The organism is Oribacterium sp. HCP3S3_B9, from assembly GCF_052064255.1.
Taxonomy (GTDB): Bacteria; Bacillota; Clostridia; order Lachnospirales; family Lachnospiraceae; genus Oribacterium.
Genome location: NZ_JBQHVY010000017.1, coordinates 25129 through 51147, shown reverse-complemented (window position 1 = coordinate 51147; position 26019 = coordinate 25129). Strand labels below are relative to the sequence as shown.

Below are 26019 nucleotides of genomic sequence, written 5' to 3'. Positions count from 1 at the left end.
ATACGGAATCTTATGAAGAATTCGTCTGCGATCATACTTATTTTTCCAGTATCTGCGGATCCAGAAGGAAGTCATAAATATTCACAGTCAGGATACCATACTCATCGTAATATGGCTGAACGATGTCTTTGGTAACAACGATTTTCTTGAAAGAATCATCAATCTTTCTGAACGGTCTGATTTCCTGCGTGCGCTTTGCTTCATCTGGCAGCGAGTATGCAGACTGGATATAGTATCTGAGCGAACCAAGATTGCATACAAAATCAACCTCAAGTTGTTTGCGAATAACTTTACCGTCCCGATCACGATCTGCAATGGGGATTACACCTACATCCACACTGTAGCCACGCATACGAAGTTCATTATAAATTACGTTCTCCATAGAATGGGTTTGCTCAAACTGGCGAAAATTGATTCTTGCATTGCGAAGTCCAAGATCGGAAAAATAGTATTTCTTTGGAGTTTCGATATAATCCTTTCCTTTAATGTCATATCTTTGTGCTGATTCAATCAGGAAAGAATCCTCAAAACAATCCAGATATTTCTTAATGGTAGCGGAAGTAATTCTGGATTTCTTAACCGTCTTGACCGTATTCTTCAATTTTTCCGGATTGGTCAGCGAACCAATAGCAGAGGAAAGAATGTTCAAAAGATCTTCCAGTTCTCCAATGTTCTTCACTCGGTTACGCTTGATAATATCTCGAAGATAAATTTCATTGAACAGATTCTGTAATACAACTGCCTTCTCGTTTGCTCCCTCACGAAGAACAACCAGAGGGATACCGCCATATAACATATATTCAGATAATCCCATGTATTTATCACCGTTATAAATGGTCATAAACTCGGCAAAGCTCAGAGGATACATATGAACCTCGTCGCCACGACCGGCGAACTCGGTGGCAATGTCTTTGGACAGGAGCTTTGCATTACTTCCAGTCACAAATACATCCATATTATCTTTGCGCAGATAACCATTCAGAACAGCCTCAAAGCAATCCAACATCTGAATTTCATCAAGAAGCAGATAATACATTCCTTCGTCTACGACTTTGGAATGGATATATGCCATGAATTTTTCGGGTTCAACTCCACGCTTTTCCTTTTCAATCTGAATCAGGCTTTCGCCAATCAGATAAAGATCATCTGCTGAGTCAAAGGCAAAACGAATGATGTGGTCATCATCGACTCCGTTTTCCAGCAGGTGATGATAAAACAGATTATTCAATAAGTAGGATTTGCCACATCGACGAATACCAGTAATTACCTTAATCAGTCCATTGTTTTTTCTTTTTATCAACTTATCCAAATAAAAATCTCTGCGAATCTCCATATCAAAATCTCCTTACGAAAGATTTTTGCAACATGTTGCACTTTTCTATTTTATTATGTCCAGATAGACTTCAAAAATCAATATGGCAGTAAGAAATCAGAATAGATTTTTGTAACTTGTTGCATTTTTCTATTCTACAATCACATTATATGCTGATGAGATATCGTTCCGGTCTGAAAAACCACAAAAGAAAATCCGGACAGGCTGTCCACAAACAACCTTCCGGATAAGAAAAAACAGTCAAAAATATAATTCAGATCAGCTCCAGCAGCCAGTCGGCGATGGTTTCGATGAGGGCGATGCGGCAGCTCTGGAAGCCATGGTCACCCGGGAGGTAGACCTTCCGGTGGTTTGCGGCGGTGCCGAGCTTCTCGAGCTCGGTCCAGAGTGGCTCGATCATCTCCTGTACCGGTGCGACCTGATCGAGGATGCCGCCGATCATCAGAAGGTTTCGATCCTTCATGTCCTGTACAGCCTGGGTGAAGTGAAACGCCTCCCAGTGCGCCTCCGCATCCTGGAAAACACGATTCTGTTCTTCCTCTGTGTTGAGACGGAGAAGTCGGCCATCGGAGGATGCGATCATGTCCCGGAGGCTCTGCTCCTCATGCTTCGTGAAGGCATAAGCGATGTCATAGGGTGCCATCATGATGGTACCCCGGATCCACGAAAGTGCCCGCGTCGCCTGGAGAACGGTGTTGCCGCCCATGCTGTGTCCGCAGAAGAAGATCCGCTCTGGATCTGCACCATAGCGCTCTGCGCCCTCGCTCGCCGCATACTTCGCGAGCGTGATGGCATCCGTGACGCAGCCGGAGATCGCATAGCTGCCCTCGGAGTTCCAGGCTCCGCGGTGATTCATGCGCATCACGAGGAAGCCAGCACGGCAGAGCGCCTGGGCGAGGTCGTCGCTCGAGACGATGCCCGGAAAACCGTGCACGAGCAGCACGGTCGGCAGCGGACGTTCATAGATCTCACCGGGCACATAGATCTCACCATACAGCTCGGCACCCTCTACGAAGATGTCCAGTGTGTCGACATAGGAAATTCGCTTCGCGGGATCGGCACGGTAGTCCGGATCCCGAAACAGATAGTCTCGATTCTGATACATGAGAAAATCCCTTTCTATACTTTACGCATGGGCCCGTCCAGCTTCGGCGGCCTACCTCTGGCTACTGCCGAACTGTACAGGTCCGTGCACGGATGTAGTCATTGGCCTGAGATGAGGTAGCTTAATCCGCCTTTTCCGGGGCGCGCTTATACCAGTCCTTACCATAGAGGAAGCGGCTGACCATCATGGACGCGACGGTGTCACCGCAGGAGTTGACGAGGGTGCAGCCCGGGTCGAAGAGCTGGGTCATCATGATGAGGATCGGCAGGGCCGCGCTCGGGAAGCCGAAGCTCGAGATCAGCATGGTTTCCATAGCGGCACCACCGCCCGGCACGGAAGACACGGCGATGGATGCGGCGACGGCGATCACCAGTGCATACGCATAGTCACCGATGCCGTTCAGCGGATGATTGAAGAGCGCGCAGCAGAGCACGATCTCATAGACCGTCGCGAGGCAGGCACCATCCATGTGCATCGTCGCGCCCATCGGACATACGACCGAGGAGACCTCTCGCGGCACGTTCATGTTATCGCAGGCACGGAGCTGGAGCGGCAGCGCGGCGGCGGAAGAACGGGTACCGAGCGAGGTCAGGGCCGGTACGAAGATTTCCTTAAAGAAATGCTGTACGCCCCACCGTCCGGCAGCTACGAAAGCATAGAGGCCGAGGAAGATGAAGAAGTACGCAAACATCGTCGGATAGTAGATGAGGAGTCCGCGACCATAGGAGGCGAGCAGCTCCGGGCCGTAGGTACCGGTCAGGTTTGCGAAATAGCAGGCGAGGCCGATCGGTGCGAACTTCATGAGGATGTTGACCATCTGGTAGAAGACCGTGGACATGTTCGCGAGCCACTCGGAAACGGCACGGCCCTTCTCACCGAGGGTCGACACGGTCATGCCGAAGAACACGGTAAATACGATCAGCGGCAGGATGTGTGCACGGGTGATGACATCCGGGAAGTCACTGACGGTGAAGGTGTTGACGATCTGATCACCGATAGACTGCTCTGCGCTCTCGACGGCGGCACTGGTCGTCTCGATCGTGATGCTGGTGTCCGGCTTGAAGATCGCCGTCACGATGAACATGATGGTACCCGCAATCGCAGCGGTGATGATGAAGATCGCGATCGTCATGATCAGAAGCTTTCCGACACGGCGCGTATCCCCGATGGCGGAGATGGAGCTCGAAATCGAAAAGAAAATCAGCGGCACCAGAAGCACGAAGAGCATGTTCAGCCAGATCTGACCGATCGGATATAGAAACGCTGCCTTGTCGCCCAGCACGATGCCGAGAACCGCACCCACCAGCACACAGGCGATCAGAATCACCGGCTGCTTATAGGCTTCCCACTTACTCTGCTTTTCAGTACTCATAATTTTCCCCTTTCCACTTATGACCTAAAGATAGTAGATAGCTATCGTTATAGCACTTTAAAGCAGTAAAGGCAAGGAAAGAGACGCCCGGTCTGGACATCTCTTGAAAATCATTTCGTAACAGTTCGGGCAGGGAGACCCGGACTGTTACAATTATTCAGTTTACAGATTCTCCGGCTGAAAGTTTACCTATCTTCTGCTCCTCCGCAGCGCAACGAGGAGCAGCGCGGCGGTGAGGGCTTCGGCGGCGGTGAAGGCAAGCCAGATGCCGGTCATGCCGAAGAGCCACGCCATGAGGAGGGCACAGAGGATGATCGCCACGATGCCGCGGACGATCGAGACGAGGAAGGACCACATCGCGGATTCCGTCGCGGAGAGGTAGCCCGCACCGACGATGTTCGCGCCGGCGAAGAGGTAACCGAGGAAGTAGAGCCGCATGCCCTGCACGCCGAGTCGCGCCATGTCCGGGTTCTGCTCGCTGTTGAAGATCTCCACGATCTGCACCGGGAAAAGATTAAACACGAGCAGGAACAGGAGCGCAAACACCAGCGACGAGATCATCGCGAGCCGCAGCGTTTCACCGACCTGCTTCGTCATCCGCCGGCCGTAGAAGTCACTGAAAAGCGGCTGCGCCCCCTGCGCGATACCGCCGAAGACCGCCGTTTCCACGAGGGCAATGTTGCAGACCACACCGAAGGCGGCGACGCCGACCGTGCCTGTCAGCGAGAGGATCAGGAAATTGAAGACCAGCATCGTCACACCCGATGCGATGTCGCCGACGAATGCAGAGGTCCCGAGCTGCGAGGCCTGCAGAATCATGCGCCATGACGGTTTCCAGTTCTTCATCCGGATCGAACACTTCTTCGTAAACATATGCGTTCCGCAGACCGCGCAGCTCACGATCGGTGCGATACCGGTCGCGAGCGCGGCACCGGCGATGCCGAGCTTCATCGGGAACATGAAGATGTAGTCGAAGATGATGTTGAAGACACCGCTCAGGAACACGGCGACCATCGCGGTGCGCGGCGCACCGTCGTTCCGGGTGAAGGCGCTGACACAGCGGTTCAGCATAAACAGCGGTGAAAACATCATGAAGATCCGGGTATACGGAATGCCCATCGCAGAGACCTCCGCATCCGCACCGAGGAGCTGCAGGATCTGTGGGACGCAGAAAAGTCCGAGCAGCATGAACGGGATGCTGCAGATCAGCGACCATACGATGGAATTCGTGAAGTAGCGGTCCGCCTCATCCTCGCTGCGTGCCCGGCAGATCGTGAAGCGTGTCGCCGAGCCTACAGAAAACATATCGCCGAAGGCGAAGATCAGATCATAGAACGGGAGCACCAGGTTCAGCGCCGCCATACCGGTCGCCCCACCCGCGATGGAGATGAAGAAGGTATCCACCAGGATGTAGGCGGACATACCGATCTGCCCGATGATATTCGTCGCTACGTATTCTGTAAAGAGCGCCGCGACACTCGTCGGCCGCGCGTTGTTCTGATTCATAAAAACCTCACTATTCAATGCAATGTTGTTAAGGGGCCCCGGAGCACCGGCAATCGAAGCACAGTACTCCGAGACCGGTGAACTCTAAGCCCCCAATCTAATGTATCATCTCTCGGCGATGTACTCCGCGGTCGTCATGAGCTCGACATGCAGTGGACTCAGCCCTTGCAGGATCGTCTGCACCGCGCGCTCACTGTCCGCATCCACCCCGGCGCAGGCGTCGGTGAGATACACGAAACGGTAGCCGGCATCCGTGCCCTCGAAGAAGGTCGAGAGGACGCAGCACTCCGCCACAACACCCGTGAGGACGATGCGTCCGCCATGCACCATGCTGCGGTCGGCGGCGACGCGCACGTACTCGTTCGAGAAGCAGCTGTAGGTACACTTGTCGATATACGGGAACTCCTCCACGTAGCGGGCGATCGCCGGGATGAACTCGCTCATGACCGGATTCTCGTTGATGGCGCGGTTTTCCCGATTGTAGTCGGCCCAGACGCCCTGCGCATCCTCGTCTGCCGGCGCGATGTAGCGGGTCAGCAGGACGCTCGGCGCGTCGCGAAGCTCCAGCACATGATCGAGGAGCATCTCGATCTGCTGTGCGGCCTCGTTCACGTGCGCGCAGGCCCAGGGATTCCCCGGCTGGTAGACCTTCTGCATATCGATCACCAGGATCGTATCTTCTTTTCTCATAGCTTCCATCCTTTCTGACGCATAGTGTCACGAAGCGTACCATATATTTGAAAAAAGTCACGCGGTAATAGCGCCGAATTCCTTCTCGAATACATCACATACTTGTGTGATTCTTAACAAAGATTTCGAAACATCCGCTCTTTTCGGTAAAATACATGTAAATTTTGATACTCCATGTTATAATCTTTTGTAACTATAGCATATTTTATGCGTTGAGCTATAGACCTGTATGAAAAGGGGAGAATCATGGGAAAGCTTTTTAAAACAAACTTCACCACACCTGTCATCGTTCTGATTCCGGCCTGTATCGGTATCAACTACCTCGGTAAGCTGTTCGCAGCGGTACTGAAGCTGCCACTCTGGCTCGACTGTATCGGTACCTGCATCGGCGCGATCCTGGGCGGTCCGGTCATCGGCGGTATCTGCGGTGCAGCCAACAACCTGATCTATGGCTTCACCACCGGCGACAACATCACACTCGTGTATGCACTGACGTCCTTCTTCATCGGTATCGCGGTCGGCGTGATGGCACGTCTCGGCTACATGAAGACCCTTCCGAAGGCAATGCTCACCGCATGTGCCGGCGGCTTCGCAGCGGTTCTGGTTTCCACACCGCTGAACATCATCTTCTGGGGCGGTACTACGGGCAATGTCTGGGGCGACGCTGTATTCGCAGCGACACAGGCAGCGAAGATGCCGGTGTTCCTCGGTTCCCTCCTCGACGAGATCGTGGTCGATGTACCGGATAAGATCATCACCCTCGCGATTGTCTACTTCATCATCAAGGGTCTGCCGAAGAAGCTCACTGCGCTCTATGATGCCGGCAGCGATATTCAGTCGCTCGACTGATATTCGTTGAATCCCGGAGGGGCGGCAACAGAAGCTCAGTACTCCGAGACCGGTAAACTCTAAGCCGGGGTTCCTAAGCGGCTTGTGTCTCGACGGATGGATAAACATTTGCTACAATAAAAATTGAACATTGAAACATGGGCGGTCATCGGATTTGGGTGGCCGCCTTTCTTTTAAAGATTCTGTCTGCTCTGGCTCATGCATCCATCGGGATGCCCGCCCGTCCGGGACCGAAAGCCGCTGCAGCGGAATCGACAGGGTGAACATCATGAAATCCATCTCTCTTTATACGAACAACGGCTCCTGGCTGACGAAGCTTCATCCGTTCTCGAAGATCTTCTATCTCGTCGCGGCGATCGCGGTGCCGCTGATTTCCGGGCATCTCACGGTCTTTCTCGGCGTGATCCTTTTAAGCATCCTGCTTCTGAAGAGTGCGGGGCTCGTGCACAGGGCCTTCCCGCTGCTGGCCTTCTCCTTCACGATCATCCTGACCGTCGTGATCATCCAGGGCATCTTCAACCAGAAGAACATGACCGTCCTCTTCTCCCTGGGACCGATTCACTTTTATAAGGAAGGACTTCTCTACGCTGCGCACATCGGCCTCAATATCCTGAACATGCTGCTCAGCTTTGCGATCCTCGTGCTGACCACGAGTCCGTCGGAGCTGGTCGAGGAGCTCGAGAAGAAGGGCTTCAGTCCGAAGTTCGGCTACATCATCAATTCCGTGTTCCAGATCATCCCGCAGATGACCGGCACGATGAATACGATCTCCGACGCCCAGCGAAGCCGTGGCATGGAGACCGAGGGCAGCCTCCTTACCCGTGCAAAGGCGTTTCTGCCGCTCATCTCCCCGGTCGTCATGTCCGCACTGACCTCGACCCGTGAGCGTGCCATCGCCCTCGAGGTGCGTGGCTTCGGCGGCTCCGCGAAGAAGACCTATCTCTACAGCCACCCGTACTCGAAGGCAGACCACGTGTTGAAGACGCTCAGCATCCTCGCCGTGGTGGTGACCCTCGTGCTGCGCGTCACCCACGTACTGTGACGGCCGACGGCATTGGCCCAGGCAGCTGCCGCGGGGAGCAGACCATCATAGGGTTATAAAGCGGGCCCGCCGCGTATGGTGAGCATCGCGTAATTTCGAAATCGGAGGAAATCATGTCTCTCATCGAAGTGAAGGATCTTAAATATCGTTACCCGGGAACGACGCAGCTCGCGCTCGACGGCGTCAGCTTCACGGTCGAAAAGGGCGAGTTCATCGGCATCGCCGGTGAGAATGGCGCGGGCAAGAGCTCGCTCAGCCAGGCGCTGCTCGGTCTCATCCCTCAGTTTTACAAGGGCGCGTACGGCGGCTCCGTCACGGTCTGTGGCATGGATGCGCGCAGCACGCCGGTGTCCGAGCTCTGCCGCCACGTCGGCCTCGTCTTCCAGAATCCGTTCAATCAGCTGAGCGGCGCGAAGGACACGGTCTACGACGAGGTCGGCTACGGTCTTCAGAACCTCGGCTTCCCGCCGGAGGAGATCCGCACCCGCGTCGAGTCCGTGCTCCGCTGCTTCGGCATCTGGGAGTACCGCGACCGGAATCCGTTCGACCTGTCCGGCGGTCAGCTTCAGCGCGTGGCCATCTGCTCTGTGCTTGCGATGAAGCCGGACGTCCTCATCCTCGATGAGCCGACCTCCCAGCTCGATCCGGAGGGCTCCGAGGAGGTCTTTCATACCGTGGACGAGCTCACGAAGATGGGCATCACGATCATCATGATCGAGCAGAAGATCGAGAAGCTCGCCGGCTACTGTGACCGCGTGCTCCTCATGCACCAGGGTCATGTCGTCGACTACGACACGCCGCGGAAGATCTTCTCCCGCGAGGATCTCTATGATCTCGGCGTGAATCCACCGGCCTATACCTGCTTCGCCCGTGCCAATGCACTCGTCTTCGAGGATGGCACCCTCCCGGTGACGCATGCGGAAACGCTGGAACGCGTGAAAGCGTCCGGTGTGGACCGTGCGACGCTCATCGCGTCGCTCCGGACGATGACCGCCGGGGTTCAGATGGAGAGTGCGACGCCGCAGCCGGTCGCAGCTCAGCCTGCTCGCGCTGGTGTGGATGCCGCTGCCGCCGCTGCTTCTGCTTCCAGAAGCAGCGACCACGCTTCGGAAGCTGCCGGCGCAGCGGACGCCACCTTCCAGGTAAAGGACCTGCGCTTCTCCTATGTGAAGGGGCGGGAGGTGCTGCATGGGCTGAACCTCGCACTCGACCACCGGCCGACGGCAATCATCGGACAGAACGGTGCCGGCAAGACGACCCTCGTGCGTGTGCTGAAGGGCCTGCTGAAGCCGGACAGCGGCGAGATCCGCTACCAGGGCGAGAACCTCGAGACGAAGACCGTCGCGGAGCTCGCGTCCCGCGTGGGCTACGTCTTCCAGAATCCGGACGACCAGATCTTCAAGTATAAGGTGCTCGAGGAGGTCATGTTCGGGCCGCTGAACATCGGCATGTCCCCACAGGAGGCGGAGGCCAGCGCCCACGAAGCACTGCGCATGGTCGGCCTCGACGAGAAGGCCGGCGAGAACCCGTATGATCTCGAGCTTTCGGACCGGAAGATGGTCGCCATCGCTTCGGTGCTCGCGATGAACACCGACGTCATCATCCTCGATGAGCCGACCATCGGCCAGAGCTGGAACGGACGTGAGAAAATCCGCGAGATCATGCAGGCGAAGGCCGCAGAGGGGAAGCTCGTCATCGCAATCCTCCACGACATGGACTTCGTCGCGAACTCCTTCGCCCGCGTCATCGCGATGGCGCACGGCGAGATCCTCGCTGACGGCGCACCGGCTGAGGTCTTCCGGAACCACCCGGTCCTCGAAAAGGCCGCCCTCGCCGCCCCGCCGCTCTACGAGCTGCTGGAAGAACTGGAAGAGATGTGATGATCAAAGAAGCATTGCCGCCCCTCCCGGATCCCCTGTCTGAACCGTCTACGAAAACTTGACATAAATTTAGGAAGCGCCTACAATCTAAAAGATTCTGCAGAGTAAAATCTGCGTAAAACGCACAGGCGCGGTCTGTATCGAGACCACGGTCGGTGCACTTGTGGCGACGGGGAGCTCACTCATGTAGACATTCGCCTGCGCAGGGATTGGAAAGCGCAGGGCCCGCGAGGGTGTTGTCCGGCACGGGTGGGAGTTCCAGAAGGAAAATTATGGCAAGTTCATATGAGCAGCAACAGCGGGATCGCGCGCGTTTCATGCCGGTGGTCCTCGCAATAGAAGAGCTGATACGTACCGAAGATGATACGCTGCTGATCGCGATCGAGGGCCGTACGGGTGCCGGAAAGACCACCATCTCGAAGTATCTGCACGAGAAGTTCGGTGGGAATCTGTTCCATCTCGACGACTACTATCTCCAGGCGCACCAGCGCACACCGGAGCGTCTCCGGGAGGTCGGGGGCAATGTTGACTACGAGCGTTTTAAGGCCGAGGTGCTGGAGCCTGTGCTCCGGAAGGAGGTCGTGTACTATCGTCCGTTCAACTACCACACGATGGACTTCGACGCCGAGTTCGCCCGGGAGGTTCCGGTGAAGCGTCTGAATATCATCGAGGGCACCTACTGCATGAACCCGTACTTCGGCGATCCATATGATCTTCGCATCTTCATGGACATCAAGTACCCGCAGCAGATCGAGAACGTCATTGACCGCGAGGGAACTGCCGAGCTCGACGATTACATCGATAAGTGGATCCCGAAGACGGACATCTATATCGAGCGCATGGGCATCCAGGAAAAGTGCGACATCACGATCATGTTTTCATGATACCGTATTTCGATCGCACATGTTGCCGCGGATCTCATGAAGCGGTCAGACGATTCTGTCACGCGTAACGCATCCACACATGTTGCCACCATGCCAGACCGACAAAAACAGAATAAAATCCAGATACCAGAAAGCCGTCAGCGATTGCTGACGGCTTTTCTTATTCTTAGAATCCCTCCCTGCTTCATGGGCCACGTCATACCTTGTTATATCTTGTTATATCTTCATTCTTTTGTTATATCTCCCAGTGTATACAATCGAAGATTTCCGCTTTACAGCTCGAGCATGCGGGCGGCTTCTGCGCGGAGGGTGCTGCGCTGGTCGTGAAGGAGCAGGAACTGGTTGTACTGATAGTACGCGTCGTTTCCGCACTCCCGGATGAAGCGGAGGCAGGCGCTGCTGGCGTTCAGGTTCGAGAGGAAGAGGACGATTTCCTGGCCGTCGGAGAAGGCGTCGTGGAGGAAGCCGAAGGCGTTCGTGAGCTCGGCGCCGGTCTTCTCGATCGCGGCCTTGCGTGCGCTCTCCCGCTTCGTGAACCACTGCTTCGCGAGGGCGTACAGCGCTTCGTCCGTGGTGGCCGTTCCGTCGCCGCGGGCGAGGCTGAGCTCATGCATGAGCTCCTCGAGTGCGAGAATGACCTTCCGTTCGATGCGCTCTGCGCGGTGGCTGAGCAGGTGCGCCTTCTGCCGGCGCTGGAGCTCGGCGACCATCGCGTCGTGATCCGCCGCGAGCTGCGCCTGGAGGTTGCCTGATGTGAGGGCGTCGCTCGAACCAGAGGCTTCTGGCTGTCGGTCGGCAGCGTTCCCTGCCGGGGCCGTCGGCGCGGCCGGCGCGGTATGTGCGTTCCGGTCGATGGCATTGGCCGACGAAAGGGCGTCGCGGAGCTTCTTCATCTCGGTGAAGACGGCGCGCTGGATATCCACCTGCTCACCATAGGCGCGGAAGTCCTGGCCGAGGGCGTCGGTGAGGAGGCCGATGAGGGAGAGCTTCTCGTCGAACGGGGCGCTGACGAGCGCGTGGAGGTCGGTCGGGCGCTGGCCGGCGAGGATCTCCTGCACATGATAGCTCGTGCGGTACTTCTGATAGAGGGCGTAGTAGGTCGCGAAGTCGCGCGCCACCTCCGGGTCCTCGAGGTACTGGAGGACGAGCTCGCGCGTGATCGGGAGGCCCATCTCCTCGTAGACCGTCATGATACGGCTCAGGTCCTCCCAGCCACGGGCGGTGACGAACTGTGCGCCCGCGAGGTCAGCCTTCACGATGTAGAAGTTCTCCTTCTTGATGTCGAGGTAGGCGAGGATCGCGCCGTGGACGCCCATCTGGTAGGCGTAGCGCTTCCAGGCCTCGACATCCGCGGTGATGTCGAGACGCTTCACACGGTCGAGGGTCACGATATCAAAGTCGCGCACCGAGCGGTTGTACTCCGGCGGATTGCCGGCGGTGACGATCACGAAGCCATCCGGGACCTTATGGGTGCCGAAGGTCTTGTACTGCAGGAACTGCAGCATCATCGGGGCGAGGGTCTCGGACACGCAGTTGATCTCGTCGAGGAAGAGGATGCCCTCGTGGATGCCAGAGCGCTCGATCTGCTCATAGACCGCGGCGATGATCTCGGACATGGTGTACTCGGTGACAGAATACTCTTCGCCGCCGAAATCGCGCTTCGAGATGAACGGGAGGCCGATGGCGGACTGGCGCGTGTGGTGTGTGATGGTATACGACACGAGGTTGATGCCGAGCTCCGACGCGATCTGCTCCATGATGGCGGTCTTGCCGATGCCCGGCGGGCCCATGAGGAGCATCGGGCGCTGCTTCTCGACCGGGATCCGGTAAGCGCCGGTCTCGTCCTTCATGAGATAGGCGCGGATCGTGTGGATGATTTCCTGTTTTGCTTCGATGATGTTCATTTCTATGCCTTTCGTGGGTTTGAGTGCGGCTTAGGTGGGGGCCGGAGGACCGGCAACAGAAGCACAGTCCTCCTGGCCTCCTGTCTATGTGTCTATATTTGGGCTGTGTCTTTCAGGTAGAGCTTCAGGGCCCAGTCGGGGGCGGACTGGTCGTCGATGTCGGCCCAGGTGTCGTAGACGAAGGCGGTCTGGTAGTCGGTCGGCTTCGTCGGGTACGGGCCGTGGCCGTCAGTGAAGTACATGAGTCCGCGGAGCTCCGGCAGTGCGCCCTGGGTCCGCAGCTTCTCCACGTACTGGAAGACGGGGCGGAAGTCGGTGCCGTAGCCACCCTTCATCTCGAAATGGGCAGCGTAGTCTTCGATCTCCTCCGGTTTCGTCAACACGATGTCCTCCTGCACGCGGTCGTCGCAGAGGACGAGGTGCACGCGGATCCGCTGGAAGAAGTTCGTCCGCCGGCGGAGGATCGCGGCGGTTTCGTCGAGGAAGCGCTGGACCTGTCCCTGCTCGGTCGAGGCCGAGGTGTCGATGGCGATGACGAGGTCCGAGATGCGGCGCTCCTCGCGGAATTCGTTCTCCTCGATGAGCGGCATGTTGCCGTAAACCTCCATGCCGTAATTGTAATAGCCGTAGTCGAAGCTGTCCGGGTCGACGTGCGTGACCTCGCGGAGCACGGTCAGCTTCTCGAGAAAGTCGCGGAAGTCGGTCTCCTGGCGGTACTGCGCGGCGAGCACCCAGGCGAGGCTGCCGGTCTCGTCCGACGCCTCGGCACCGAAGGTCGTGAGCTCCGTCTGCAGGCGCTCCGCCGTGTCCTTCCACTGCTCATCGAGCACCGTTTCGTCCACCTGGGCCAATGCTCCTGTCCCGTTCTTCGGTGGTGTGGCGGGGTCTGGCTCGGCGGCCGGCGGGCTGTCGGGAGTTCCGGCATCCGAAGCGTTCGACGCGGCCGCCGGATGATCTGGATTTTCAGGATCTGTGGCGTCGGAGCCATCTACGTCCGGGTCGCCTGCATTGGCATCCGGCGGGGTCGAGGCGTCGTCCAAAAGATCCTCCGGGATCTCCGGCTGGCTACCGCCCGCCGGATCCTCCATCCGCTTCCAGAACTGATGGTCACATTTGTGGAACTCGAGGGTCAGCTGCTGCAGCGTGTCGAGGTCCGGCTTGTTCAGGTGAAAATAGTGGTAGATACGCTCGGCGCTCAGCACGCGGCACTCCGCCCGCAGGCGCTCGTACCACTCCTCGCGGAAGGGATAGGCCGGGCGGTTGATGATGTCGTAGTCCATCGAGTCGAGGACAGACTCGACCTGGATGTCCGCGGCGAGGTCCCAGAGCGCCTGATCCTCGTACTGGTCCGAGCTGAACATGTGCCGGAAGATGCAGTGCAGAAGGATGTGGAGGTAGAGGCGGTCCAGCTTCTGCGGGCTCTCGAGGAAGAGCGCGAAGACGAAGTTCGGATTATAGTGGATCGTTCGCGCGTCGGTGCCCATGGACTGCGTCGCGAGGTCCATCGTGTAGCCGAGGCTGTCGAGCGCTCGCGCCATGAAGCGGAGGTGGATGTAGAGCTCGGTCCGCGCTTCGTTCAGTATTCGGTTTCCGAAATCGATCAGGTCCTGATGGGCCCGCATGCGTTCCAGTTTCGCCACGACGGCTCCTTTCTATACTGATTACAGTTCGAAGATTTCCGGGCCGCTGCTCGAGGCAGCGGCGAAGTGCTTCCGGTTATAGTCCATGAGGAGGGCAGCGCTGGTGATGTCCTGCACTTCGGTGCAGACGTCGAGGGCCGGCTGGATGGCTTCCTCCAGGATGAGTTCGTGCGTAACCAGGAAGCTGAGGCGCTCTGCAGTCCGTGCCGGATCCTGCGGGATCCATCGAAGCTCACCTTCCTGGCCGAAGCGCTCCTCGCGCTCGCCGCGCAGCATGCGCGGCAGGATCGTCGGGCTCTGCACGCGGAGGTAGTCCTCGTACTGTGCACGGAACGAGGGCTCCAGACGATAGGGATGCATCAGACGACCGAAGGCAGCATTGACCGCACTCGCGGGCTCGTCGTAGGTGAAGCGCGGAAACTGGCGGTCGTAGCCCTGGAAGTCGATACCGGTCCGGGTGACGAGCTGACGTGTCGCGTAGCCGGCCCCCTCGATGTGCTCGTGGATCGCGCGCGCCATCGTGTCCTCCTGGTAGTTGTCCGCATAGGACGGGAAGGTCAGCGCCGCAGTCGCGCCCATAGGGAAATGGATCGTCAGCGGGAGCATCGCGTCGCTGTCGCCGACGAGCTCCTTCAGGAGGCGGAAGTGGCCCGGGGTGTGGAGCGTGAGTTCGATGTCCTGGAGCTCCGGGCACTGACGGAGCGCGCCGTCATAGTAGTCGACGACGCTGTCGCTCAGCTTCACGTAATGGAGGTGGGCACAGTTATGGAAGGCAAAGGAGCGGATACAGCGGATGCTCTCCGGGAGGATCAGCTCCTCGAGGTCTGCGCGGGAGGCGAAGGCACGGCCGGCGATTTCCTCGACCGGGATATGATCCGCAGTTTCTGCCGGCACAAAAAGCGTCCGCACCGGGCCGTCATAGCCCGTCACGGACGCAAAGGTACGATTTCGTTCGGTTTTGATTTCAAATGTGAATGCCATGTGCGATCCAAAGTCCTGTCGTTTCATAATTCGGGTACTTCTGACGGAGCTCCGCGAGGGCGGCTGCCTTTGCGGCACGCTCAGCTGCCTGATACTCGGTGGCCTGCTGGAAGAGGCGGTTGTTCTCTGCCTGCACTTCCGGGGAGATCGGCTCGACCGGTGCCTCCACATAGGCTACGCTCCCTTGCATCGCCTGATACACGAGCTGTGCGAGCTTTCCATACGCAGTGCCGGTGAGGTGCAGGCCGTCGCTGAGGTAGTCCTCCGGGTGACCGAGGAAGAGGTAGTACGGGTTGATCACGGTCGCCGGGAGCTGCTGCCCGAGGGTCATCACCGGCTGAATCGTCTGCTGGATCAGCCCGAAATGAAGATCACGGGAATCCGGTGCGATGATGAGATAGATCTTCGGGTGCTTCTTCGTCTGCCGGAAGCTGTCGATCAGCTCCCTGTACTGATTCTGGAAGTAGAGCGGCGTGAAGTTGTACGCGCCAACATCATTGGCCCCGAACATAAAGATCAGGATGTCGGCGTCGTACTGGATGGCCGCGCTGTAATCCTCGGTGTTCCGGTACTCGACCGGGCCGTCGTCGATAACGTAGCTCGAGGTATGACCGAAGTTCCGCACCTCATACTGCGCGCCCAGGAGCTGCTGGAGCTGCGCTGGGTAGGACTGCGCGTCCTCGAGGAGATAGCCGCGCGTCAGCGAATCCCCGATGCAGGCCACCTTCGTCTTCGTGTTCGTCTGCGCACAGACGCTCATCGTGAAGCTGAGAGCAAGCAGTGCGCTGAGCAGTATACGGGCCAGCACAGACGTAGTGATCGACTGCATTGACAATCTCTTTATAATACGATGAGGTGGATAGTTTCGCTTCATAATATCCTCTTCTGGTGGAGTCACTTGTGTTTCAGGATGCCGAGTGCGGTCAGCACTTCTTCGATGCTTTCCACCGGGATGATCTCGAGCCTGTCGCGGACTTCGGCGGCGACGTCGCGGAGGTCGTCAATGTTCTCCTTCGGGATGAAAACCTTCTGGACGCCGGCGCGCTCTGCGGCCATGAGCTTCTCCGGGAGGCCGCCGATGGCGCTGACGACGCCTTCGAGGGAAACTTCACCGGTCATAGCGATGTTCGGCGGTACCGGGATGCCGGTTACGAGGGAGGCGATAGCGGTCGTCATGGTGATGCCGGCCGATGGGCCGTCCTTCGGGGTCGAGCCGTCCGGCACGTGGATATGCAGGTCGTTTTTCTCGAAGAGCTCCGCCTGCTCCGGGAAACGGGACTGCACGAGAGCCTGCGCGATGGCGCTGGATTCCTTCATGACGTCGCCGAGCTGGCCGGTGATGATCGTCTTGCCGCTGCCCTTCGTGAAGAGGCTTTCGATGTAGAGGATCTCGCCGCCGACCTGGGTCCAGGCGAGGCCGGTGACGACGCCCGGCTGTGCAGAGGCCTTCACCTTGTTATGCGGAAGGGCGTGCATGTCGAGGAAGTCGCGCAGGTTCTCGCGGGTCACCTGGATCACCGGATGCTTCTCAGCAGCTGCGGTCGTCTCAGCATTGGCCGGAACAGAAGCGGCGGTCTCCTCTTCCTGGATGTACTTCACCGCGGCGATACGGCAGAGGGTGTCGAGGCGCTTCTTCAGGCCACGGACGCCGCCTTCGCGTGTATAGTCCGAGATGATCGTGTCGAGGACGTCATCCGTGAGCGCCACATCGCCCTCCGCGAGGCCGACGTTCTTCAAGGCCTTCGGGAAGAGATGACGCTTCGCGATCTCGAGCTTCTCGCTCGGAGTGTAGCCCTGGAACTCGATGACCTCCATACGGTTCAGCAGCGGAGACGGGATCGTGTCGAGGGTGTTTGCCGTGCAGACGAAGAACACGTCACTGAGATCATACGGTACGTTCATGTAGTGATCGGTGAAGCTGTTGTTCTGCTCCGGATCGAGGACCTCGAGGAGGGCGCTCGCCGGATCACCGTTGAAGGAGCTCGAGAGCTTGTCGATCTCGTCAAGCACCATGACCGGGTTCGACACGCCGGCCTTCGCGATGCCATCCATGATACGGCCCGGCATCGCTCCGATATAGGTACGGCGGTGGCCGCGGATATCCGCTTCATCCCGTACGCCGCCGAGGGAAACGCGCACGTACTTCCGGTGCAGCGCCTTCGCGATGGACTTTCCGATCGAGGTCTTGCCGGTACCCGGGGCACCGACGAAGACGAGGATGGAGCCGGCCTGGGACTTCCGGAGGTTCATCACCGCGATCTGCTGGATGATACGCTCCTTCACCTTCTTCATGCCGAAATGATCCTCATCGAGGATCTGCTGGGCCTCGCCGAGGTTGATGGTCTCCGGAGCTTCCTTCTTCCAGGAAAGACCGGTCACGAAATCGAGGTAATCGTAGAGCATGCCGGACTCGGCAGAATTCGCGCCGTCGTTCTTCACACGGTTGAGGACCTTCGTCGCTTCGCGCTTCGCCTCCTCGTTCATGCCGGATTCCTCGATCTTCCGCTCATACTTCCGGGCATCGGATACCTGCTCCGGATGCATCTCGTCGAGCTCGTTCTGGAGATAGTCGATCTGCTTACGGAGTGCCTGCTCCTTATATGCCTTCTGGTAGTCCTCCTGCTGCGCCGACTGCGCGTCGGAGGTCACCTTCGCGACCTCGGAATACTCATAGATGATGCGCTCGAGGCGTTCGAAACGCTTCTTCGTCGAGTCCTCCTGCAGCAGGCTGTAGCGCTCCTCGTTCGTGAGGGTGAACCATGAGCTGAGCACCGACGCCGCCTCCTCGATCGAGCTGTACTGATCGATGTAGGTGCGCATCATGTCGCCGAAACGGAAACGGGACACCATCTCGCGGAGCCCTTCCTTGATTTTCGCGAGCTTCATGTGCGCCTCGGCCGGATCCATATCCATGATGTCCGCGCGCTTCGTCGTCTCAACGAAGATTTCGTGATTCTCGTTGACCAGCACCTGATGCACGTCGACACGCGCCGCGGTCTGCACGACGACGTAACCGTCCGTACTGATCTCCTCGACGACGCCCTCGACGCCGATCGGATAAAAGCTCTCCGCCGTCATCTCCTCGCGCGTCTGCTGATCCCGGAGGACGAGGATGGTCACTTCATCACCCTGGTAGATGTTATTCCCGGCCATCGCACGGAAGGCCTGGGTCTGGAAAAATATATTGGAGTGCGGTAACACCAGCACGTTGTAAAGTGGTAAAACTTTCATATTTTATGCTCCTGAAAAGAGTTTGTGTGAACACAAGGCTTTTTGAACGACACTCTCCCACTGCAGGTCGCAGCCTGTTAGCAGTCTACTTATACGAGTGCCAATTCTATAAAAGAATACCACTCGCCCTATGTGCTGTCAATTAGTCGCCGGGAGTTCATGGTTTTTTTAGAACTCGCCTCGGCCAATGTTTCCGCCGGTCAGCAGATGACCGCCCGGGGACATTTTCTTCCCGAGCAGCCATGCCGGCACTCGCTTCACTTCTTCTTGATTCGGTGAAGCTGCGGCCGCAGGATGATCTCCGGGATGCAGGTGCCGGCGCGGGTAGTCAATGCATACTCGACAGCGTCAGCGACATCTTCTGCTTCGAGGTGCGCGTCCATCGCGGGATCCGCCGTGAAGTCGGCATGGCGGTAAAGCTCGGTGTCGGTCATGTCCGGGAGGATCGCTGTCACACACACACCATACTTCCGCGCTTCGTCGAAGAGGCTCCGGCTGAAGCTGAGAAGCCCTGCCTTCGTTGCGCCGTAGGCGACGCCGTGCGGGTTCGAGCCGATCGCGGTCACCGAGGAAATGTTGATGACCGTGCCGTGGTTCTGCTTCAGTGTCCGAAGCAGCTGCTGCGTGAGGAGCATCGGCACCTCGAGGTTCACGCGCACCATCTCGGAGATGCCCTCCGGACGCAGCTCCTCGTGAAGCCCATAGTACGCGGTGCCGGCGTTATTGACGAGGAGTGTGAGGGTTCTCTTCTCCTGCTTCCACTCCTTCTGAAGTGACGCCACCACGCTCAGCAGCTTCTTCGTATCCAGGAGATCGCAGACGATCGGGTGAAAGGTGACGGGCGGCCCGGCGGCTGCAGCGATTTCAGAAGCAGACGGATTCGTCGGCGTCCTGGCCGCTGCCTCTGCTTCCGGCGCGAGCGGGGCCTGCGGACGGGTGCCTGCAGACCGATCGGTTGCATTGACCAAAGCCTTCGGAAGCTCCGCCGGGAACTGCCGGCCAATGCCATAAACCTCGTAGCCGAGCGCGAGGAGGCGCGCACTGATCGCGCGGCCAATGCCGGAGGAAGCGCCGGTCACCAGCGCCACTTTTTTCTGACTTTCTTCCATAGTAATATCTCTTTCTTTCCGTGACATGTTTTCGAGGATGCATCGATGTCGCGACACCGGGATGTCGTGCGGAGCGCAACGGAGCCGTGACGCCCGGAGCGGGTCCCGGCGCGGAGGCCGACTGCATTGGCCGAATCACCGAGGGAAATCAGCTCTCCCAGCGGAAGATCCGCTCGCGCGGCAGGACGGTCGTGAGGCGCTCCAGCATGAAGCGCTCCATCTCCTCCGTCAGCGCTGCGTCATAATGATAGACGCCGTTTTCATTGACGTAAGGGTACTGGACGACGGCGCTATCCGGCATGTTCCGGCGCATCTGCTTCAGGTAGCTGTCGCTCAGGCGGAAGCTGCCGAGGCTGACGTCGCGCACCGCCGCCATCGGAATCGTGCGGAGCACCTCGTCCAGCATCCCACCGTAGACCGTGCGCCAGTCCGGGCAGGCGATCATCGGGTCGAAGCAGAGACGGATCGTGAAGCCGAGCGCCATGCCGCGGCGGATACTCGCGAGCCGCTGGGTGAGGGTGCCGGTCCGGTGCTCATAGTGCGAGACGACGTAGTCCGGCGACAGCGTGAAGGCGAAAATGTTCCGCGGGCAGGGATTGAGACCCTCCCACAGGTGCTCGCTGCCGGACTTCGTGCGGATCTCAATGCTGAGATCGGGGTGCGCGGCGGTGAAGTCGGTCCAGGCCTTCACGTAGCCACAGAGCGGCTCGATCGCGAGGAGGTCCGTGTCGTAGGAGATGCAGAGGTAGACCGGATGCTGGCGAAGCAGGGCCTCGACCTCCGCGAAGATATCCTCCAGATTCAGGAAAATCACGAGATTCCCGGACGGGTACATGCCCTTCAGGTAGCAGTACTCGCAGTCGAACAGGCAGTTCATCATCGAGCTCGCGTAGTAGAAGTGCTCTTCACCCATGCTCTGGCACACCGGCGCGCCCGGATAGACGGAGCGGCCATGCTTCACCGCGAGGATCAGCGCCTGCGTGCGATGCTGCGTCGGGTAGCTCTGGTGCCGCCGGTTGAAGACATCCTTGTAGTGCTCGATCGGGATGCAGGTCGCCCGCGGAAAGTGCCGCAGGATCTGCTCCGCCCGCGCCCGCCAGCGCGGATCCTGGTCGACCGCCCGCTCGATGTAGATATGTGAAAATGACGGGTTCAGAAAATCCCCTTGCATACTGTTTCCCTTCTCTTTATCTGGCCAATGCAGGCGACCACCACTTGGGTGGTGCGCATCGACACTGCGCCGCTGGCACTAAGCTCTGCACGCCCGATTTGATTTCGGCAGCTGCATATCCATGCATCCTGAAATCACTTGCCCTTCACGCTTTCATGCCTGCGGATTGATCTCTTTTACAGCGATCATCGAGGATGCGCGCCCTGAGGTGCCGCTCCAGGATAATCTTCCCGGCGCGCTTATCGCGGGTCGGCACGAGACCCTCCGCGTAGAGTGCCGCGATCGGCTGCTGCCAGTCGAGCTCGCTGAGCGCCGCATAACGGATGAGCTGTACACATTCATCCGCCATCACCTTCGAAAAGTGCGCATCGGCGATGAGTTTATCCACCAGCTGCTGCTCGTTTTCCGTGAGCACCTGGTGCCCGGCGGCCTCCGCCGCCATCAGCGCGCGGAGATTATCCACCACTGTGACGATGGTATCCACCTGCTGCTCGACGCAGTCGGTCACATGCGCAGCGAGGGAGCGAGGGGCGGACGCTTCCGTACCTACTGCCGGCTTCGACTCGGTTCCAGATGCTGCATTTGTTACCGTACGCATGGTCATTCCGGTTTCCATCTCTTCCTGCGTCAGCCCATCGTCGGTCACGATGCGCAGGAAGTTCATCTGATGCGGTCCGAGAAACATCGACGCCGCCTGGTAGATCGCGGCGGCCTCCATGTCGTAGAGATCTGCCGCATATCCAGATTCCTGCTTCGTATACAGCTTCGCGCCGGTGATCAGCGAGGCCTCCGGAAGGCCTGTGTTCAGAAGCATATCCGGATAGAAATCCCGCATGGTAGCTGCTTCCGTGATTTTATTTACATGATACATGGATGCCGGGCACGTGGTCAGTCGAGCCGCGGTGCCGAGCGAGAGGAGCTGGTCCTGTGCACCGGCGTCGTAATCCGTGAGGACCGAGGCAGTCACAGCGGCCGCCTGCAGCGGCCCCACACCGGTGATGGTCAGACTGAGGTCCCCCTCCTCGGAGAGGAACTGCTGGTAGTGCGTCTGGGTGGCGCGTTTTTTCAGGCTGAGCGCCTGAATCAGCGGCTTCGCCTCCGGATAAAGTGCGGTGAAAATGTGAATCATGTTGCGTCCCTTCAGTTTATGGGGTCTGACCCCATAAACTTCTGTTTAGATTCTGTTTAGAAAAATTTAATGGGGTCAGACCCCCTTACGAAATTCTTAAGACAGGGCCTGGTCGATGAGGGCGTTCAGCTTCTTCATCTGCGCGTCGGATGAGATCCCACCGACGATCGGGTCGCCGACGATGCGGCCGTTCCGGTCGACGACGTAGGTGGTCGGGAAGGCGTAGAGTCCGGCGGTAAAGAGGCCGGCGTCGCTGTTCGAGGCGAACCAGATGTTCGGATAGGTCACGCCCTGCTGCTCGAGCACGGACTTCGCTTCGTTCGTGTCCTTCGTGCTGCCGTCGAGGGTGAAGGCATTGATGCCGATCACGGTGCCGCCCTTTTTCGCGAGCTCCTGATGAAGCGCCTCGAGATCCGGCAGCTCGCCGACGCAAGGCTTACATGTGGTGAACCAGAAGTTGACGACGGTAACGGCGTTGTTCGAGAAAAGCGTCGCGCTGTCGACCGGGTTACCATCGAGATCCTGGCCCTCGAAGCTCGGGAAGGCGTCCGCACTGTCACCCGCGGTGCCTGCCGTTTCGTTACCGGTATCGCTGCTTTCTGCGCCCATGCTTCCGTCGACACTTTCTGCACCTGCCGCCGCAGTAGCTGCTGCGCTGTTCGTATTTGCAGCGCCGCCACACGCTGCGAGACTCAGGCTCAGTGCAAAAGTGAGGGCAAAGGTTTCGATTTTCGTCATTCTTGTTTTTCTCATTTTTCTTTCCATTTCTTTCTATATTTGATGGTCGGGCTTTTCGCAAACAAATCCTTTCCGGAAATTCTACATTATCAGTGTTCGCAGACTCTGTTTCTTTCCAGAATTCAGCATTGTGGGGTTGGGACAATGCTGATTTTCCGAAACATTCTCGTTTGTGTAATTATGTATCTGCCTGCTTCTGTTCTCCGAAGCCGTAGCGGAAGTGGAGCGCGTCGGTCGGGCAGGCGCTGATGCACTTGCCGCAGCGGATGCACTCCGCGTGGTTCGGGGACTTCAGGATGTCGACGTCCATGGCGCAGGCTTTCGCACACTTCCCGCAGGAAATGCAGGTCTCAGCATTGGCCTCGATCGTGAGCAGCGACACGCGGTTCATGAGTGCGTAGAAGGCACCGAGCGGGCAGAGCCACTTGCAGAACGGGCGGTAGATGAGGATGCTCAAGACGACGACCACGATCAGGATGAGCAGCTTCCAGCGGAAAAGCGGACCGAGCGCCGAGCGGATGCCGGCGTTTGCCAGCGAGAGCGGGATCGCGCCCTCGAGTACACCCTGCGGGCAGAGGTACTTGCAGAAAAACGGATCGCCCATGCCGAGCTCGTCGACCGCGAAGGCCGGAAGCAGCACCACCATGAGGAACAGGACGAGGTACTTCAGGTACGTGAGCGGCTTCAGCTTCTTCGTGGAGAGCTTCTTCCCAGGAAGCTTGTGCAGCAGCTCCTGAAACCAGCCGAACGGGCACAGGAAGCCGCAGATGAAGCGGCCGAGCAGCACGCCGAGGAGGATCAGGAAGCCGGTGATGTAGTAGGAGAAGCGGAAGCTCGACGAGCCGACCACAGCCTGAAAGGCACCGATCGGGCAGGCACCGGACGCCGCCGGGCAGGAATAGCAGTTGAGCCCCGGAACGCAGGCGATCTTGCCCTGCCCCTGGTAGATGCGGCCCGTCCGGAAATTCGGCAGGTGGAGGTTTGTGAGCAGCGTCGCCTCCGCCTGAATACCGCCGCGGAAACGGCTGATCATTTTTGATTTTGTACTTTTCTTATCCAATGCCGACACACTCCAGACATAATCGAATCGCCTTCGCGAGAACGGTATCCGCCTCACCACGCAGCGCGCCGAAGCTCAGCATCGCGACGCCGACAACGAGCAGCGCGAGCTGCAGCACAGATTTCTTTATTCTAAACACGATGTACTCCCTTCCATAAAAAACCTGTTTTCTATTATACCATGGCATCCATGAAAACTCTGTGAACGCGTATAATTAAGAAATCAGAATGGCGTATGACATAAAAATCCCTCCGCACATGGCGGAGGGTGATGAAATCGAGCGTTGATTACCGCTGCTGGTTGTACGCACTGCAGATGGCGTTCACGTTATTCAGCAGGAAGTAGATGCCGACATAGCTTCCGATGAAGCAGAGCAGCGAGCCGATGAGCATCCAGAGGAGGAGCGTCGTGCCGTTTTCCTGGAAGTGGAGGCCGTAGCGCGGTGCGTTGTCCGCGAGGCGGTTGCCGACACTGTAGAACCAGTAGAGGTCGTAGATGCCACAGGTCAGGATGCCGAAGAGGATGAACTCGAGGAGTCCCGGGGTATGTCTGCCGTCACCATCGCAGGCGACATTGACATCACGCATGATGGTGTAGAACACATACAGCTGGTAGATGCCGCAGGTCAGGAAGCCGAGCAGGATATAGAGCACGAGGCTTCGATCCGTCTTCAGCGGGCCGGTGTACACGCTGCCCGTCTGGCTCTGCGACTGGTAGTAGCGGTTGAAGTTTCCGTCGGCGTCGGCACTGGTCGCTCCACCCGCCGTGCTGTGGCCTGCGGTACCGGTCTGTGCGCCAATGCTGCCGTCCGCAGCGCCATATGCCTTCGCGTCCGCTGCATTGGCTCCCGCTGCCTGAGGGTTACCGCCGCCGAAGGTATTCGTGTCATAACCGCTGCCATCGGTGGCGCCGCTGTTCTTTCCCTGCGCGAGATCAGTCACGCGGTCCAGGTCGCGGCGAAGTCCGTCCGCAAAGTTTCCAGCGAGACCGGCGAATGGATTCAGCTGCTTCTGGGTGATCAGCACGACGAGCAGCACGATGGCGAGGATGGCGAAGCCGATGCCCCAGCTGGCGCTGCCGATCGCATAGTAGCGCTGGAAAAGAGCGGAAAGGATGCCACGGAGCAGGGCCTCAAGCACGAGCATGACGCCACCGGCGATGACGGTCATGAGGAGCGGCTCGGCGTCACGATCGGACCACTTCTTCCAGACGAGGTACAGGCCGCCACCGATGAAGCCGTAGCCGGCGAGCTTCACGACGTTCAGGATGAAGTTCAGGAAGCTGTACATGAGGTTTACGAAGCCGTGGAAGCTAAAGCTGACCAGATTCTGGAGGATGCGGAAAAAGGAAGCGATGGTAGTCCAGATCTGCGGCACGGCAAACAGCACCGTGAGGATCAGCAGGATGAAACCGACCGTTCGGATCGTGCCATCGCCGTCCGGCTCGGACGGGATACCGTTCATGGCCGGACCATGGTTCACCGGAGGTGGCGTCTGCTGCTGCGCGGTTCCGCTGTTCGGCTGAGTCTGATCCGAGCTACCGCTATGCGACTGTGCAGTGCTGCCGTTTGACTGTGTGTCAGTGGCTGCGGCGTGTGTACTATGCGCAGCACCCGAGGTGTTCCCCTCGGTACCGGACGCGGCGCGCCCCTCCTCGAGGCGGTGCTTGTACTGCTCCGTCGTGTTGCCAAGCGGTGTATCTGCCGGCGCGCTCTCCGCTGAAGCTTCTGCATCGGCTGCTGCCGACGTATCTTCCAGGGCTGCACTCGCAGCTGTGGTGCTCTCCACAGTCTCCACGGCTGCATCATCTGCGCCGAGGTCAGAAGCATTGGCCGCGTCTGCAGTTTCCGGTGCCACCGGCTGACCACAGTTCGGGCAGAACTTCATGCCATCCTCGAGTTTCTGTCCACAATTCGTGCAAAACATACTATCACCTCCGTAAGAATGTCTTTCTATGTCGTAAATAAAAGTCGCAGCAGGCGTCCGACGAGGCCGTTCCATGGCGCAAACACCACGATGTCCTGGCCCGGGATGAAGAAGCGCGCGATCCACACGAGGAGGAAGGCCGCGATCATCAGTCCGAGGAGTCCCTGGTAAAGCACCCTCGGGATGCGCTCCCGCAGCATCCACAGGGCGAGCGCCAGCGGCGGGAGTGGCCACAGCGGATGGAAATAGAAGGCGCGCGGGAAGTCGCCCCGCAGCACCGCCGCGAAGGCACGGCTCATGCCACAGCCCGCATCCGAGATACCCGTCAGAAATTTGAACGGGCAGCCGATACCGAGCAGCATCTCCAGCACGATATAAAACAGTGCGATCAGCGCCAGCGCGCCCAGATCCTCCAAGCGATGTTTCATGGCGCTATGATGCCCTCCGGTCCATTACTTGAAAACGATTGC

The 26019-nt window shown here is 58.3% G+C and carries 22 protein-coding genes; 4 read left to right on the top strand and 18 right to left on the bottom strand.

All coding sequences use genetic code 11. The annotated features are described in order from the left end of the window. Nucleotides 1-37: 37 nt before the first annotated feature. The 5 genes from ACTNC3_RS08920 to ACTNC3_RS08900 form a co-directional block, all read right to left on the bottom strand. Nucleotides 38-1333 carry an ATP-binding protein gene (locus tag ACTNC3_RS08920; RefSeq protein WP_441227192.1) on the bottom strand — a complete coding sequence of 432 codons (1296 nt, stop codon included), beginning with the start codon at nucleotides 1331-1333 and terminating at the stop codon, nucleotides 38-40. A 253-nt stretch (nucleotides 1334-1586) separates the two neighbouring features. After that, nucleotides 1587-2438 carry an alpha/beta hydrolase family protein gene (locus ACTNC3_RS08915; RefSeq protein WP_441227191.1) on the bottom strand — a complete coding sequence of 284 codons (852 nt, stop codon included), beginning with the start codon at nucleotides 2436-2438 and terminating at the stop codon, nucleotides 1587-1589. Nucleotides 2439-2559: 121 nt separating this feature from the next. Next, entirely contained in the window at nucleotides 2560-3810 is a 1251-nt protein-coding gene (locus ACTNC3_RS08910; protein WP_441227190.1) for a dicarboxylate/amino acid:cation symporter, read from the bottom strand. Nucleotides 3811-3999: 189 nt separating this feature from the next. Further along, nucleotides 4000-5316, bottom strand: coding sequence for an MATE family efflux transporter (locus ACTNC3_RS08905; protein ID WP_441227189.1), 1317 nt, complete (start codon nucleotides 5314-5316; stop codon nucleotides 4000-4002). 105 nt (nucleotides 5317-5421) lie between these two features. Continuing rightward, complete coding sequence (locus ACTNC3_RS08900; protein ID WP_410043298.1) at nucleotides 5422-6006, bottom strand: cysteine hydrolase family protein; 585 nt, start codon at nucleotides 6004-6006, stop codon at nucleotides 5422-5424. Between the two features lie 246 nt (nucleotides 6007-6252). Between ACTNC3_RS08900 and ACTNC3_RS08895 the strand changes: the two genes are divergently transcribed. The 4 genes from ACTNC3_RS08895 to ACTNC3_RS08880 all read left to right on the top strand — a co-directional run bounded on the left by ACTNC3_RS08895 (nucleotide 6253) and on the right by ACTNC3_RS08880 (nucleotide 10661). Continuing rightward, a complete protein-coding gene (locus ACTNC3_RS08895; RefSeq protein WP_441227188.1) occupies nucleotides 6253-6855 on the top strand; it encodes an ECF transporter S component in 603 nt (200 codons plus the stop codon). A gap of 268 nt (nucleotides 6856-7123) precedes the next feature. Beyond that, nucleotides 7124-7897 carry an energy-coupling factor transporter transmembrane component T family protein gene (locus ACTNC3_RS08890; protein ID WP_410043373.1) on the top strand — a complete coding sequence of 258 codons (774 nt, stop codon included), beginning with the start codon at nucleotides 7124-7126 and terminating at the stop codon, nucleotides 7895-7897. Between the two features lie 113 nt (nucleotides 7898-8010). Then, nucleotides 8011-9777 carry an ABC transporter ATP-binding protein gene (locus ACTNC3_RS08885; RefSeq protein WP_441227187.1) on the top strand — a complete coding sequence of 589 codons (1767 nt, stop codon included), beginning with the start codon at nucleotides 8011-8013 and terminating at the stop codon, nucleotides 9775-9777. A 272-nt stretch (nucleotides 9778-10049) separates the two neighbouring features. Further along, complete coding sequence (locus ACTNC3_RS08880) at nucleotides 10050-10661, top strand: uridine kinase family protein (RefSeq protein WP_441227186.1); 612 nt, start codon at nucleotides 10050-10052, stop codon at nucleotides 10659-10661. 272 nt (nucleotides 10662-10933) lie between these two features. Here ACTNC3_RS08880 and ACTNC3_RS08875 read toward each other — a convergent pair whose 3' ends face one another. From ACTNC3_RS08875 to ACTNC3_RS08815, 13 genes are all read right to left on the bottom strand, one after another. Beyond that, on the bottom strand, nucleotides 10934-12565 hold the full coding sequence (locus tag ACTNC3_RS08875; protein ID WP_441227185.1) for an ATP-binding protein: 1632 nt from the start codon (nucleotides 12563-12565) through the stop codon (nucleotides 10934-10936). Nucleotides 12566-12657: 92 nt separating this feature from the next. After that, nucleotides 12658-14205, bottom strand: a complete 1548-nt coding sequence (locus ACTNC3_RS08870) for a vWA domain-containing protein (protein WP_441227184.1) — start codon at nucleotides 14203-14205, stop codon at nucleotides 12658-12660. 21 nt (nucleotides 14206-14226) lie between these two features. Beyond that, nucleotides 14227-15186, bottom strand: coding sequence for a leucine-rich repeat protein (locus ACTNC3_RS08865; protein ID WP_441227183.1), 960 nt, complete (start codon nucleotides 15184-15186; stop codon nucleotides 14227-14229). Beyond that, entirely contained in the window at nucleotides 15170-16015 is an 846-nt protein-coding gene (locus tag ACTNC3_RS08860; protein ID WP_441227182.1) for a GDSL-type esterase/lipase family protein, read from the bottom strand. Before ACTNC3_RS08860 ends, ACTNC3_RS08865 begins: the two co-directional genes overlap by 17 nt. A gap of 65 nt (nucleotides 16016-16080) precedes the next feature. Next, nucleotides 16081-18417, bottom strand: coding sequence for an endopeptidase La (gene lon / locus ACTNC3_RS08855; protein WP_441227181.1), 2337 nt, complete (start codon nucleotides 18415-18417; stop codon nucleotides 16081-16083). A 257-nt stretch (nucleotides 18418-18674) separates the two neighbouring features. Beyond that, complete coding sequence (locus ACTNC3_RS08850) at nucleotides 18675-19526, bottom strand: SDR family oxidoreductase (protein ID WP_441227180.1); 852 nt, start codon at nucleotides 19524-19526, stop codon at nucleotides 18675-18677. A 148-nt stretch (nucleotides 19527-19674) separates the two neighbouring features. After that, nucleotides 19675-20697 (bottom strand): SPL family radical SAM protein, encoded by a 1023-nt coding sequence (locus ACTNC3_RS08845; RefSeq protein ID WP_410043308.1) that lies wholly within the window; start codon nucleotides 20695-20697, stop codon nucleotides 19675-19677. A 145-nt stretch (nucleotides 20698-20842) separates the two neighbouring features. Continuing rightward, complete coding sequence (locus tag ACTNC3_RS08840; protein ID WP_441227179.1) at nucleotides 20843-21826, bottom strand: hypothetical protein; 984 nt, start codon at nucleotides 21824-21826, stop codon at nucleotides 20843-20845. Nucleotides 21827-21922: 96 nt separating this feature from the next. Further along, nucleotides 21923-22564 (bottom strand): TlpA disulfide reductase family protein, encoded by a 642-nt coding sequence (locus tag ACTNC3_RS08835; protein WP_441227178.1) that lies wholly within the window; start codon nucleotides 22562-22564, stop codon nucleotides 21923-21925. Between the two features lie 178 nt (nucleotides 22565-22742). Next, nucleotides 22743-23624, bottom strand: a complete 882-nt coding sequence (locus tag ACTNC3_RS08830; protein ID WP_441227177.1) for a 4Fe-4S binding protein — start codon at nucleotides 23622-23624, stop codon at nucleotides 22743-22745. Continuing rightward, on the bottom strand, nucleotides 23617-23754 hold the full coding sequence (locus ACTNC3_RS08825) for a CD1871A family CXXC motif-containing protein (RefSeq protein ID WP_410043374.1): 138 nt from the start codon (nucleotides 23752-23754) through the stop codon (nucleotides 23617-23619). Before ACTNC3_RS08825 ends, ACTNC3_RS08830 begins: the two co-directional genes overlap by 8 nt. A 157-nt stretch (nucleotides 23755-23911) precedes the next feature. Next, a complete protein-coding gene (locus ACTNC3_RS08820) occupies nucleotides 23912-25549 on the bottom strand; it encodes a DUF4234 domain-containing protein (RefSeq protein ID WP_441227176.1) in 1638 nt (545 codons plus the stop codon). A gap of 26 nt (nucleotides 25550-25575) precedes the next feature. Next, complete coding sequence (locus ACTNC3_RS08815) at nucleotides 25576-25977, bottom strand: DUF2752 domain-containing protein (protein ID WP_410043313.1); 402 nt, start codon at nucleotides 25975-25977, stop codon at nucleotides 25576-25578. Between the last annotated feature and the right edge of the window lie 42 nt (nucleotides 25978-26019).